Below are 13,537 nucleotides of genomic sequence, written 5' to 3'. Positions count from 1 at the left end.
GGTGGCGGTAATTCCGAAACAGTAGACGGATTCACCCTCTCAACTGTTAAAGGCCCCGCCAACGAAGACGCGCAGGCAACACTTACTCCGCCCCCTCCCACCGGCGTGCGCTACACCCAAATCAGCGCGAACCTACATAACCTCGCTCTTGGAAAAGACGGCTACATCTACGCTTGGGGCTGGAACGGCCACGGGCAACTCGGCGACGGCAGCTCGACCAATCGTTCTCTGCCTGTGCGAGTGCAAACTCCGGAGGGCGTGCACTTTACCCAAATCAGTGCTGGAAGTCTGCACTCCCTGGCTCTCGGAGACGACCACAATATCTACGCTTGGGGCAGTAACTATTCGGGTCAACTCGGAACAGCAGCTAATGCCGGCACACAGACACCCAATCCCATACCAGTTAAAGTAACCGGCGGTAGTCTGCCAGCAGATGCCATTACTAGCATCAGCGCAGACAATAACTACTCCATGGCGCTCGACAACCAAGGCCACGTCCACACATGGGGAGACAACAAATACGGCCCGCTGGGAAACGCCACTAACAGCGGCACCAATAATCCCAATCCCACGCCAACGCAAATCACCTCAGGAAGCCTCGCCAGCGCCACTATCACCAGCATCAGCGCAGGCGATGAGCATGCCTTGGCACTCGACAACCAAGGACGCGTCCACGCTTGGGGGAGCAACACCCGTGGTGAGCTAGGCAACACCACCAACAATGGTCTCCATGTTCCAAACCCCACGCCCACACCCGTTACTACCGGCAGCTTGGCCAGCGCTACTATCACCAGCATCAGCGCAGGAGGATATTTCTCCACAGCCCTCGACAACCAAGGCCACATTCACGCATGGGGATACAACGCTATGGGAGTGCTCGGCAACGGCAGCACCGACAGCACCAGCGCCAACCCCACGCCGAGCACTATCACCGCCAGTAGTCTGAACGGCAGTTTTATCACCAAAATCAGCACGAGCACATACCATGTGGTGGCTCTCGACAACCAAGGACGCGTCTATGCCTGGGGATCAAACAACAACAACCAAATCGGCATAAACAACAGCAATGGCAACATTCTTTCCTCGCCCACGCTCATCACCACCGGCAGCTTAGCTGACAGCGGCATTAGCATAACCGACATCGGTGCAGGAGCAATCCATTCCGTAGCGCTCGACAGTCAAGGAGTCGCCTATGCTTGGGGGTCGAATGTTTACAGTCAGCTTGGAGACGGCAACACTGGCTCATTAGGCAGCGGGAGATACACCCCTCAAGAAGTCTCAGGAACCAAATACGTAGTCAACACTGCCAGCTTTGGCAGCAACGCAGTAACCAGCAAAACCATAGACAGCACCAGCGGAGCCTGGAATATGGACGTGCCCAAAAGCGGGCCGGGCGCAGTCAACGTGACCGTAAACTACCACCTCGAAGGAATCGACAGCGGCGGCCACATCAGCTCAACCAACGCTGGAACCGGCAGCCTCACCTTCCATTACACATACACCGCCATATACAAAGTGACCTTTAACTTAGGTGGAGCCCCCGGAACGCCGCCAGCAGCCCAAGCCGTGTTTACCGACGACTTGCGGCCGGTCAATTTCCCCGACCCCACACCCAGCTGGGAGCACCACTGGTTCATCGGCTGGGCCGACAGCAGCGGCAAACTCTGGGATTTTAGCAAGACGGTCAACAGCAATATGACGCTGACAGCCAAATGGGAGGCTTGGAAATTCGGCATGAGCTCCACCGGCGGCCCTCCCTACGGGGGTGAGAGCGTGAGCATTACATCGCCCGAACCGCCACAAGGCCTGCGCTACACCCAGATAAGCGGAGGTTCCGCCCACACTCTGGCCATCGCCTCCGACGGAAACACTTACGCTTGGGGAAGTAACGGCCGCGGCGAGCTAGGCAACGGCAACAATACCGACAGCAACCTGCCTGTGCGCGTCCACACGCCTGCCGGAGTGCATTTCACTAAAATATGGGCGGACAACTGGAAGTCCTACGCTCTAGGCGACGACAACAACGCATACTCTTGGGGCTGGAATAATAGCGGTATACTCGGCGACGGCACCACTATTGACAGAAACGAACCAGTCAAAGTTAGCCCAGGTGAGCTCACCCCCGGCACCCACTTCACTGAACTCAGCATCGGTCTTGTTCATGTCATGGCTTTAGCCAACGATCACACCATCTACACTTGGGGCAATAATGATGGGGCTGGCATTCTGGGCCAAGGGAGCTTGCGGGGAACAAGGACTACTCCAGGTAAGATACATCAAGGCGAACTCAACCCCGGCACATACTACGTTCAAATCAGCGCAAGCGCCTACACTTGCGCTGCCCTTACCAACGACCACGTTGTCTACACTTGGGGACACAACGGTTGGGGGCAACTCGGCAACGGACAACAAGGAGCAGTATCCGAGCCCAAAAAGATTAGTCAGGGCGAGCTTGACCCCAGCACCTACTACACGCGAATCAGCTGCGGCGGCATACACTGTCTGGCGCTTGCCAATGACAACACCCTCTACGCTTGGGGAGATGACAATAATGGTCGCCTCGGCGATGGTGACCCCAGTAGGAGTAATAAGTTCACACCAGTCAAAGCCAGCCGAGGGGAGCTCAATCCCGGCACATACTTTGTTGACATCAGCTCCGGATGGGAGTTTTCGGCAGGCGTCACTAACGACAACACCCTCTACACTTGGGGAGGCAACGATTACGGGCAGCTAGGCAACGGCGAATCGGGCAGGGCAAACGAAAACCACAGGCTTGTGCCCAGCAAAATTGAACAGGGCGAACACACCCAAAGCAACAAGTATAAGACCGTAATAGCGGGGTATTATCACACAATTGCAATCGACGAGGACGGCAACATCTACAGCTGGGGATGCAACAGTAACGGCCAATTAGGCAATGGCTCCAACGGCACCGGCAATACCTACCCGCCCAATCCCGCAGTCGATAAGACCACGCCAGCAAAAACCGGTAAGCAAAAGCTCGCCGTAACTTCTGTAGCATTTGACCAAACCGAGGCAAACCCGGCACCCGTTTGGGATAGCGCCAAGAAAGTGTGGCAGCTAACCGTGCCAGCCCACCCAGCCGGGCTCGTTGATGCAAAAATCCGCTGGACTCTGGGCAGCGACCCGCAAGACGATTACCCCCTGCCCTACACCTACGGCATGATCATGCCCAAGGCCGGAGCCTTCCCCACCCGCCGCCTAGCCGGCCGCGGAATCCTCCTAGCCACCACCCTAACCGCCCTAACCCTAACCACCCACCACCTAACCCACCCCAAGCGCCACCCCCACCCCCGACACCACCCCGCCTAGAGCAGCGGGGGGGGGGCAGGAGCGCTTGAATGCTATTAGCGGGTTTTAGGACTTTTGGTTGGGGCGTTAGCAGGGTTGTGGGAAGGTATGGTTGAGCCGCTGGTGGCGGGGCGGCCGCCGGCGGAGTTGTAGGCTTGGCGGGCGGATTGGTCGTTCCAGGTTTCGCCGGCTAGTTGGCCGTGGCTGAGCATAATCTCGCGTTGGGCGCAGGAGGCTACTAGGGCGTCGTGGGTTACTACGATGAGGGTAGTGCCCTGCTCGTGGAGCTGGCGGAAGATCTCGAGCACTATCTTTTCGTTAACTTCGTCTAAGTTGCCGGTGGGTTCGTCGGCCAGAATCAGCTTGGGATTGTTGATTAGCGCTCGGGCCACGCACACTCGCTGCTGCTCGCCGCCGGAAAGTTGGCCGGGCAAGTGGTGGGCGCGCTCGGCTAGGCCAACCCGCTCCAGCGCCGCCAAAGCCTGCTGCTCGTCGACCACAGAATGATAGTACTGGGCCACCATAACGTTTTCCACCGCGGTAAGGTGTGGCACTAGGTAAAACTTTTGGAAGACTAGTCCTACGACGTCTTTGCGCACGTCTGCCAGCTGGGCCGAACCCATGTCTTCCAAGCGCTGACCCTCCAAGAGCACCGAGCCTTCGGAAGGCGAATCCATGCATCCAATAATGTTCATCAGCGTGGTCTTGCCCGAGCCTGAAGAGCCCACTACTGCCAACCACTGCCCCGCCGGCACGGAAAGGCTCACACTATCCAAAGCGCGCAAATCTCCGTATATTTTGGAAACACCTTGCAGGTCGAGCAGCATACCGGAGCCCTGCCCTGAGCTCTGCGCTGAACTCTGTTTTGCGTCTACCTCCGTTCCCGGCACCAAAGCCGATTCTTGCTCCGCCGAGCTCTTCTGATTCTCGTTCATCTGCTGCTCCTCTGCTCTTATTCTTCCGCTTAGTTACGCTCTTTATAACGATTACCTATTCTTGACTCAATACCAGAGCCGGATCGATATGGGAAGCCCTCCACACTGGCTCTATAGAGCCAAGGAGAGCCATGATAATGCTTAAAGCGACTGCTGCCAGCGCCAGTGGCCAGCTCAAGCCCAAGGCCCGCCCGAAGACTGACGAGCACAGGAGCCGGGCGAATGCGTATCCAATCCCAACGCCGAGCACCCCGCCCAGTAGCCCGTAACAGGCCGACTCCACGTAGAACTCGAAAGCCAAGCCCGACGAGGACGCTCCCAGGGCCTTGCGCAGGGCGATTTCACTGCGCCGTTGGGAAACAATAGAAGCCATCGTGGTGCCCACTCCCACCAAAGTGAGAACCAAAACCACTAGGGAAACCTGCCAAAACAGGGTTTGCAACATGGTAATAATGCGATTGTCTGCCGACGATATTTTCGTCACTGTCTGCGCTTTGACGCCCATACTGGTCATCTCGTTGATAGCGGTGGCAATGGCCGCGAGATTGCTGCCCATAGCACTAGAAGAATATTCGATAACGTCGGTGCCGCGCTTGAGATGGGTGAGCGCCTCCAAGTCCGGCAGGCTGGCATAGACGATTTGATCCTCGCTACCGCCGGTCTCCACAATCCCCGCAACGCGATACGAAGCCTTGCCCAGCACCTTGTCTTTCGTCCACTGCCCGGCTTGGCGGTTGGAGCCGTCGTCAGCTTCCAAATAGCGCACTTCGACCGGGCCGCCCACCTTGAGCCCCATAGCTTCGGCCACATCCCGGCCAACCATGACCTGCCCTTGCTTGGGCCAGCTGCCCTCCACATTCCAGTGGTGGTTGAGCTCGCGAACTTGGCCCGCCGAGATGCCAGCCATCAAGTAGGAAGCAGAGTTAATTCGCACGCTTTCGTAGCGGTACGTGGCAAATTTCGTAGGCCCCTTGGCCTCCACCATCTCTGTAGTGTGGGCCACCATAGGCGCAGCGATGTCGGTGCGGGCTTGGTCGGGCCGCTCAATGGGGGCTACTACTAAGTTGGCTCCGTAGGAACGCATTTCTTCGTTCATCTGCCTGGGCACTTCTAGGCATACTGCAGCCAAGCAGAAGAGGGTGGCAGCGCCGATAGCCGCGGCAATGACCGCCATGAGGGCCCTGCCTCGACGGCGGAATATGGTACCGGACAGCATAGTGAGAAACATGCCCGCATTGCCCATGCCCTTGTGCCGATTATCAGCGCCCATGAAGCACCTCCGCAGGTCGTAGTCGTAAGATGTTACGAATGGCCGAAACTGAAGCCAGCAGTACCGTCAGAGCCAAGAGGGCGAAGACCAGCACGAAGACCATAGGCCGCATGGCGATACCCGAGCCGAAGACTACGTGCCCCACTATTTGCGCCATTCCCACGCCTGCCAGCGCCCCCACGATGGCTCCAACCAAGCTCATGAAGGCAGTCTCCGCTAAAGTGAGCCGGTAGACTGCGCCGTCGCGGGCACCCAAGGCTTTGAGGAGGGCGAATTCGGCAGAGCGCTCGGAGATGGAGGAGGCCATTAAGTTAGCAACGGCAACGGCTGAGGAGATAAGGCTGAGCACGGTTACTAGCATCATCACGGCCTGCGTTTTTTGCAAGACATCGCCTTGTAAGGCGGCCACTTGCCGCACTTGCTTGGCCACAGCGCCGGGTATAACTTCCTCGATTTGATAGGCAATCGAGGAGGGATAAGCGGTGCAATACCAGGTTTCCCACTCGTCTTGCGTGAGGGAAGCTGGGTTGCGCGCGGCCTTGCGGGCTAGGTCGTTTTCGGGAGTGGTGAGGGCCTTGACTTCCACCCGGCTCACCTGGTTAGGCAGGTTTGCTAAGTCTTGCGCTAAGGCGCTGGGCAGGTAGACGGAGGAGGAATCAGCGTCGCCAGAGTCGAAAATACCAACGATGCGCACACTCTCCTTCCGCTGGCCTAGGCTCAATTCGAGGCTGTCTCCTATGGTTTTATCGCCCAGTTTGGCTGCCAAATCCTTGCCAATGACGGCTTCTTTGGCCTGGTCTTTGGGCCATCTGCCTTGCAGTTTCCACCAGGGGCGGAGTCCTTCGATGCCTTCTTGGCTGGATTGGCCGCTGTCAAGCTTGACGGTGTGGTGGAACCAGGTGCCCACTATCGGCGCGGTTTGGCCGTTGACTTGGGCCGAGATATCGAGGCGGGGCGCAAAATCGGTGATGTTATAGGCCCAAAAAATAGTTTTGATTTTTGCTACGTCGGACTCTTTTAATACGGCCGTGGGTACTGCTTGATTCGATTCAGAGGAAGAATCGGAAGAATCGGGAGCGCTGTCAGCACTCGGGTTTGCGCCCGCGTCGGCAGTGGTATATAAGTCAGAAACCACTGCTTCGGACTTGGGCTGGACGGTAATATTTGAGCCGTATGCCGAGAGCTCGGCGTTGAGTTTGTCTCCCGAATCGAAGACCACGCCCAGCATAGCCACAGCCACGCAAGCGGCGAGGCCCACGCTGAGAGCAATGAGCAGTCGTCGACCCAACTGCCGGCTGAAGGAGCGCCGAATCATCGTGAGAAAAAACATGCAGACCTCCTATCACTTAAAGTGCGAAGACAAAGCATCCAAAGTCGCGGTTTGGATGACAATGCTGCCAGCGCTAGTGGTGTAGTCGAAGGGAATGGGATTGCAGCCGCCTTTGAAGCCGATAGTGGCTATATTGATGGCCACATCGCACCTTTTGCAGATGATGACACCGTCTTTTTCGTAGTAGCCAGCTGAGCCGCAGTTTTCGCAAGCGTCGAGGCCGAGCCCATAGGATCCACCGTTTTTCTTAATGATAATAAATCGCATTACCGTACCGTCTTTGGCCTTGTATTCAAAACGGTGGAGGTGGCCATCGTCGACTTTGGAGAAGGGAATGACCGCTTTGCCGTCGCTGAGCGAGTAGGCCTCGGGCGGGGAAAGCACCGGCGTTTTGCTTGCTTGCGCAGGGCCAACGGTGAGCGTGAGCACTACACTCACAACGGCGAGAACGCTGGCAATAGCAGCCAGTAGGGCCTTGCGGCGAAAAGCCTTGCTCTTGCGCATTTGAGCGGGAGTAGGCGCTTGCCCATCGCCAGCAAATCTAGCGGCAGGCGAGCGCAAACCGGCAATAAAACTGGCTACTGCCGGTATGAGGAACACGGCCACTTGGGCCATAGCGAGCCAATTATTGGCGTTATACAGAATCGTAAAGAGGCGGAAGGGGGTGCCGTGCAAGCGCAGGTCTCCCACCGTTTGCATGATGGCAAGCAGGCTGGTCGCGTGCTGAGTGAAGATGAGCGCCATGAGGAGCACTGCTGTAAGGGTTAACAAGCCGCGAGGGCAGCCGGTGCGCAAACTGCGGAAAATCAGAGCTACGACGATGGCAGCGGCGATACCAAGTAGGAAGCCCAGAGCCCGCATCAGCATCTCGGAAGTGAAAGCAGGCTCGCCAGTTTCCACAAAATTAGTCAGGTGAAGTATGACTTCGGGCAGGGCACGGAAGACCGTCATACCGATGGAGAGACCGGCTACGAGGTTGGCAAGAGCTAAAGCTCGGCCCGAGCGCGACCAGTCGCGGGTGGCTTTACCGCTGGACACGATCATCGCTAGGGCGAGCACGTCGACAATGACGCAAATCACAAGCGTGGGATAGTTGACCATAGTCCTGCGATTGATGACGCTTGCAGCTCTTAGGCCAGCAAAGACAAGGGCTCCTGCCAGTCCTAACCCCAGCCCCAACAGTCGCAAGCGAGCGCTGGCAGGCTTCTTTTTGCCCTCGCCTGCCGACAGAAGCACCCCGTATATCATCACGAGCAGGGCGGGCGCCAGTACCCCCGGCAGCACAGAAATTACTTGATTCAGCATGCCCACCCTCCTTCGTATCGTTGCTCTATTATTTGAGCGTAAATCACTGCTGTACTACGTATTATCGGCCGTAACTAGTGCTGTACTAGTGGTTATTTCCGGAGCAGACACCCGCAGTTTGCGCCCGCCCCGCATGCATCACCACTCGTGAGGCGTGTAATCCCAATCCCAGTCCACCACGATAGGCTCAGTCCAGAAGCGGCCCTTGACGCCGGTGGCTGGGTCCACGTGGAGCATCCAGCCCTGGCGTTCCGGGGATTCGATCGTGTAGGTGAGCTTGTAAGAACCAGCCTTCTCCATCTTGATATTGGAACCATAGTGGGGGCCGTCAGAGGCGTTCATCTTCATAAACGTTCCCTCCTGATGGTTATTGGGATCGTTCTTATCTACGATGCTGTATTTGACGGTCAAATCAGGCACAAACTCGCCGGTAGCATAGCCCAAATCGTTGTCTTTGGCAGCGTGAATGTCGGCTTCCAAATGCAGGCTAGCATCCGCAGCGCTGAGTCCCATCGCCGGAACCATGTCGATAGGCTGGAAGAAGACGGTGCCGATGGTGAGCGGCCCTTTCTGCTGGTCTTCAGGCGGAATGGGAATCTCTTCGAAGGCCGGCTTACCATCTTCCTTCTTGTCATCCTTCCCGTCTTTGCCGTCCTTCTTATCGGCTCCCTGCGAGCTGGAGTCGGGCCCCGAAGCCTCGCGCACGCCTTCGCTTTTGGATCCTCCGCAGCCAGAGAGCGCTAGGGCGCCGGAGAGAACTATCGCGGCGAGCGCGGTCAGTTTTTTGGTGCTCATAGTGGTTTCCTTTGTTCATTCTGTGTTTCAGAAGGTGGATTAGATACTGCTGTTGCCGTGGCCGTTTGAGCTGGCGCAGCCGGGCGCCGGCTCTTGAGCCAAGAAATAAAGAAGAGCGCAATCACCAGAATGAGGGCCAGTATTTGAGCCCCTATGCTCTGCTTATAGGGGTAGAGCCCCAGCCAGTCGCTCGTAGGCACGCCCGGCAGATAGGAGGCCGAAATGAGATCGCCCTCGATGAGCGCATGCACACCGCCGCCCGCAAAAATGACCACCATGAGCGCCATAAGGGCCGAGGTGATGGCGAAGAAGGGGCGGATGGGAATTTTGACTGATGTGAAGCGAATAAGTACGAAAATAATGACTAGCAAGACGGCCGCGGCGCCGAATCCCGCCCATATTTGAGAGGAACCGGAGGGGGCCATAGCAAAGATAGCTTGGTAAAACATCACGGTTTCAGCGCCCTCGCGGAAGACGGCGAGGAAGGAGAGCGCAGCCAGAGACAGCACGCTACCCTTGGAAATTGCGGAGGCGGTTTGAGATTTGATGTACTCATTCCAAGACTGGGTTGAGGCCTTGGAGAGCATCCAATTACTGGTGTAGAGCAGCATGACCATAGCCACAAGCGCCACCACGCCTTCGAGAATCTCCTGCTCGGGGCCATTGCCGTTGAAGAGCAGACTGAAGAGGAGGGCCACCACGCCCGAGGCAGCTAAACCGGCGGCGATACCCCAGTAAATAGGCCCAATCTTGCTTTTGTGCCCAGCCTTTACCAGGTAGGCGATGATGGCGGCCACTACTAAAATGGCCTCTAAGCCCTCGCGCAGGAGCACCACGAACGCCTGCCCGAATGCGGAAGTGAGGAAACTGGTGACGGGATTGACCTCGCTCGCCGCTCCCCCGTCTAAAATCTTGGCATCGGTTACGAGCATGGCCTGCAAATCGCTCACCAGCGGCTTAATTTCCTTGGCATCTTTGCCGCCAGACATCGCCATGCGGGTTTGCTTAAACTGGTATTCCACTTGGGAAACGCGACTGCCCGAAATGGCATTCATGGCAGTTTTTTCAAAGCCCAGCTTTTCGTAATACTGATAGTAGGCTTTGTTGACTAAATCAGCGCCCGCCCGCCCCTTACCGGCCGCAGCTTGTTCGTATGCATAGTCCAAAATGTTCGTCATGTCATGGGCCACTTGGGTCCACGTTTTGTTTCCCTTGCCCGAGTCCTTGTTCTTCCGCGCCGCATCTATGCGTTTACGCTCGGCCAAAGTCTGCGCCTCAATCTGCTGCGCATAAGGCTCCGGCTTGGGCATTCCTGCTGCCGAATCTAGCTCTTGCCCCAGCTGAGTGAGCGTTGCTTTGAGCGATTCCGCATCGCTCGCTACGCTCTGCCCACTATCGCTAAAGTAGGCCTCGCCTTGCAAATTCTGAAATTGGCGGTCAATCGCATACCTGCGTTCGGGAGCGGAAAGTTTTTCAGCAAGAGCCCGGGCCATATTGTCGGCTACGAACACGCTGTTATAAGCCGCACCAAAGTCGGAAGAGGCACCGGCGTAATCGCCAGAAGAATAGGCAGCTTGGCCAGCTTCTATGTGTCGAACGGCAGCTTGAGCCACTTCGGACCAGCTCGAATAGTGCGCGGTCCGGATTGGGGCGGGCGAGGGCATGGCGAAAGCTGGAGTTGGGGAGGCAGCGAAAGTCAAAGCAGTAAGGCCCGCGATGACCGCTAGCAAGAAGGTCAGCAGCAGACGCAAGCAGGAGCGACGGCCCAGCAAACGGCAGCGTCTAACCTGTGCGGAGACATCACCTCCCGCGGTCTTTCCAGGAGTTTGAACTCCATGCTTGCCTTGTGGCCAGTTCATCATATTCCCTAGTTCGTTGGTATGCCCAGCTGCCGCATGCAGAGAGCCTTACACGTTAATCTAAAACAGGAAATCGCAGAAAGATAGACTTGACTTTTTACAGAAAACCGTCAGGATGCTTAGCACTGTCTGTTTGTTTGCTGAGAACGCTTGAAACACAGCCCAGACACAGGGGTTTCACAGAGAGGGAGCTCGGGCCTAAAATCACCACACGCCGCTTTCGACACGCCGATTGGGCGCGGGATTGCGGCGATTGGGCGCGAATAGCAGAAGGGCCACGGGATGACTTGCACCCCACGGCCCTTCTCATTCGGCCTTGCGCAGCCTTACGCAAGACTCAACGCTCGCCTCAGCTTAGAGGAACTGGCGCATGAGCTCACGCAGAGGCGGCAGCTCGGGAATGCGGAACTGTTCCTTCATATAGCCCAAGCCAAACTTCATGTAACCCTCGGCCTCGTCCCAGATAATCTTGCCGGGCAGTGGGGCTTCGTCGGTGGAAGCGCAGTTGATAATTACCGGCTTCGTGGGGTTCTTGTACTTTTCGATAGCAGCGTCAAACTCCTCGTCGGTAGCAACATTCACGCCGATACCGCCGCAAGCCTCGGCAAACTTGGCAAAGTCGATGTCTGCCAAATCAATGCCGTAGTTCTGCTGGCCCACTGCCTGCTGCTCGTACTCGATGAAAGCGAGCATGTGGTTGTTCAAAATGACCACAACCATAGGCAAATCGTACTTAACCGCGGTCACGAAATCTTGCATCACCATAGCGAAAGCGCCATCGCCGCAGACCGCATATACTGGGCGATCGGGCATGGAGGCCTTGGAGGCGATAGCCCCGGGCAGAGCGCAACCCATGGTACCCAACCAAGCGGAAATGGTGTACTTTTGCGTGGACTTAGCCGTAATAAAGCGAGCGCCGAAGGAGGTGGAAGTGCCCACATCTACCGACCAAACTGCGTTGGAGGGCGCAACTTCGCTCATCTTGGCGAAGGTGCGGGAGGGCAGCACGCCCTTGTGAGACTTGGAAGTGACGTCGTTCATCCACTTGCGCCAAGTATCCATATTCTTACGGCAAGCCTTGAGCCAGCCGGTTTCCGCAATCTGCTCGCCGCGAGCGTTGAGCTGGGTGAGAGCATCCCTAGCGTCGGCGACCATGCCAACCTCGACTGCGTGCCGCTTGCCGATGCGGGTGGGTTCAATCTCAATCTGGATGGCCGGAATCTTGCCGTTCAGGTAGGGAGCGTAAGGATAATCGGTGCCCACCAAAATCAGCAAGTCGGCATCGAACATGGCCTCGTAAGCGGGCTTGGTGCCCAGCTTGCCCACCTGACCCAGAGCGTTGGGGTGGTCGTCGTCAATCGTACCCTTAGCAGGCATGGTCTGAATGAAGGGCAGGGAGTAGCGCTCCACGAATTCCTTAGCCTCAACCTGCGCGCCCTTAGCACCCATACCGAAGAAGGCGACGGGCTTCTTGGCAGCGTGAATCATATGCAAGGCCTTGTCAATGTCTGCCGGATTGATGGCGGGGTGCGACTGGTGGAAGAGGTCTGCGGTGGGCTGGAAAGTGTCCTCGATTTTGTGGTTGGGCACGTCATCGGGGATGGTCAGCACGGCCACGCCCTGGTGGAGGTAAGCCATGCGAATAGCCTCGTCCATTACTGCGGGCACGGTCTCGGGGCTGGTAACCAGCTTGTTATATACGGCTACGTCGTCACACAGCTTGGGCAGGTCTACCTCTTGGAAGTAGCCGGTGTTGAGCAGGTGAGACTGGATTTGGCCCACGATAGCAACGACGGGCACGTGGTCCATCTTGGCATCGTAGAGGCCGTTGAGCATGTGGATGGCTCCGGGGCCGCCGATGGAGAGACAGACACCCACCTTGCCGGTGAGCTTGGCCTGAGCGGCGGCGGCCAGTGCGGCAACTTCCTCGTGGCGCACCTGCGTGAACTTAATCTTGTCGCGCTGGCGGTAGAGGGCATCGACTGTTGTGTCGACGGAATCTCCGGGCAGACCGTATACGTTATCGATGCCCCAGGCTTCCATGACCTGAACCATCTTGTCGGCAGCATTAATTTTTGCCATAGTTATATCAACCTCAATTGTTTAGAACAATAACTGTGATGGCTTCACCATAGCACCGAAAACCCGCTCAAACCCACGCTATTCCGCCATTTTCCACCCCCCAAACCTATGACTTTTATCACAGTCTATTAGCTCACATTTTGAGCATCTTGCGGCGCAACACCCGTGTAAGCAAGTCTCAAAAAGCCTAGTTCGTCAAAAACTGCGATTCTTAAAGCGAGCGGCGATACAACCAATTATCTAGCAGGAATAGTTACGGTGAGCTGCCCACCCAAGGCATGAATAGCGCTCAAAATAGTGCTAAATGCAGGGTCGCCTTGTGCGCTAAGTGACTTGTAAATGCCCTGACGGGTGCACTGAGTATCGTTCGCAATATCCGTCACCTTCTTTCGGGCCCGCGCTGCCACGCCCACCTCGCGCGCGAAGAAAGCAGCTCCCTGGCGCGGATCGTCAAATTCATTGGCTTCTTCAAGCGCCGCATTCAAGTAATCCGCGATGTCCTCTTCATTATTCAAATAATCTTCAGGCCTAAATTCACTAATGGTTGTCATAACCTTGCCTCCTTCTTCAACGCTATTGCTTTTTCGATGTCGCGTTGTTGGGATTTCTTATCTCCACCCGAAAGCAGAATAAGTAAAACAAGGTGTCC

The 13,537-nt window shown here is 56.6% G+C and carries 9 protein-coding genes; 1 reads left to right on the top strand and 8 read right to left on the bottom strand.

What is annotated here, in order from left to right:
* The first annotated feature begins 105 nt into the window (after window positions 1-105).
* Window positions 106-3,333, top strand: a complete 3,228-nt coding sequence (locus R8377_RS00665) for an RCC1 domain-containing protein (protein ID WP_317643045.1) — start codon at window positions 106-108, stop codon at window positions 3,331-3,333.
* A 35-nt stretch (window positions 3,334-3,368) separates the two neighbouring features.
* On the opposite strand, the gene R8377_RS00660 is transcribed toward R8377_RS00665, so the two are convergent.
* The 8 genes from R8377_RS00660 to R8377_RS00625 form a co-directional block, all read right to left on the bottom strand.
* Entirely contained in the window at window positions 3,369-4,139 is a 771-nt protein-coding gene (locus tag R8377_RS00660; protein WP_317643640.1) for an ABC transporter ATP-binding protein, read from the bottom strand.
* Between the two features lie 163 nt (window positions 4,140-4,302).
* Window positions 4,303-5,490 (bottom strand): ABC transporter permease, encoded by a 1,188-nt coding sequence (locus tag R8377_RS00655; RefSeq protein ID WP_317643639.1) that lies wholly within the window; start codon window positions 5,488-5,490, stop codon window positions 4,303-4,305.
* A 16-nt stretch (window positions 5,491-5,506) separates the two neighbouring features.
* Entirely contained in the window at window positions 5,507-6,847 is a 1,341-nt protein-coding gene (locus tag R8377_RS00650; RefSeq protein ID WP_317643044.1) for an ABC transporter permease, read from the bottom strand.
* Window positions 6,848-6,859: 12 nt separating this feature from the next.
* Entirely contained in the window at window positions 6,860-8,152 is a 1,293-nt protein-coding gene (locus R8377_RS00645; RefSeq protein ID WP_317643042.1) for a DUF2318 domain-containing protein, read from the bottom strand.
* 138 nt (window positions 8,153-8,290) lie between these two features.
* A complete protein-coding gene (locus tag R8377_RS00640) occupies window positions 8,291-8,947 on the bottom strand; it encodes an iron transporter (RefSeq protein WP_317643041.1) in 657 nt (218 codons plus the stop codon).
* A complete protein-coding gene (locus tag R8377_RS00635) occupies window positions 8,944-10,806 on the bottom strand; it encodes an FTR1 family iron permease (RefSeq protein WP_425605028.1) in 1,863 nt (620 codons plus the stop codon). Before R8377_RS00635 ends, R8377_RS00640 begins: the two co-directional genes overlap by 4 nt.
* Window positions 10,807-11,160: 354 nt before the next feature.
* Window positions 11,161-12,888, bottom strand: a complete 1,728-nt coding sequence (locus R8377_RS00630; RefSeq protein ID WP_317643039.1) for a pyruvate oxidase — start codon at window positions 12,886-12,888, stop codon at window positions 11,161-11,163.
* 236 nt (window positions 12,889-13,124) lie between these two features.
* Window positions 13,125-13,439 (bottom strand): addiction module antidote protein, encoded by a 315-nt coding sequence (locus R8377_RS00625; protein ID WP_317643038.1) that lies wholly within the window; start codon window positions 13,437-13,439, stop codon window positions 13,125-13,127.
* Window positions 13,440-13,537: the final 98 nt, after the last annotated feature.

Origin of the sequence: Bombiscardovia apis, from assembly GCF_033095945.1 — a bacterium.
Classification (GTDB): Bacteria; Actinomycetota; Actinomycetes; order Actinomycetales; family Bifidobacteriaceae; genus Bombiscardovia; species Bombiscardovia apis.
This window is presented reverse-complemented; position numbering and strand designations above follow the sequence as displayed.

What these genes read in the sequence shown, in the direction of transcription:
- R8377_RS00660 (WP_317643640.1), bottom strand. Translation starts at nt 4,139, where the DNA reads ATGCTGCTCGACCTGCAAGGTGTTTCCAAAATATACGGAGATTTGCGC.
- R8377_RS00655 (WP_317643639.1), bottom strand. Translation starts at nt 5,490, where the DNA reads ATGGGCAATGCGGGCATGTTTCTCACTATGCTGTCCGGTACCATATTC.
- R8377_RS00650 (WP_317643044.1), bottom strand. Translation starts at nt 6,847, where the DNA reads ATGTTTTTTCTCACGATGATTCGGCGCTCCTTCAGCCGGCAGTTGGGT.
- R8377_RS00645 (WP_317643042.1), bottom strand. Translation starts at nt 8,152, where the DNA reads ATGCTGAATCAAGTAATTTCTGTGCTGCCGGGGGTACTGGCGCCCGCC.
- R8377_RS00640 (WP_317643041.1), bottom strand. Translation starts at nt 8,947, where the DNA reads ATGAGCACCAAAAAACTGACCGCGCTCGCCGCGATAGTTCTCTCCGGC.
- R8377_RS00635 (WP_425605028.1), bottom strand. Translation starts at nt 10,806, where the DNA reads ATGAACTGGCCACAAGGCAAGCATGGAGTTCAAACTCCTGGAAAGACC.
- R8377_RS00630 (WP_317643039.1), bottom strand. Translation starts at nt 12,888, where the DNA reads ATGGCAAAAATTAATGCTGCCGACAAGATGGTTCAGGTCATGGAAGCC.
- R8377_RS00625 (WP_317643038.1), bottom strand. Translation starts at nt 13,439, where the DNA reads ATGACAACCATTAGTGAATTTAGGCCTGAAGATTATTTGAATAATGAA.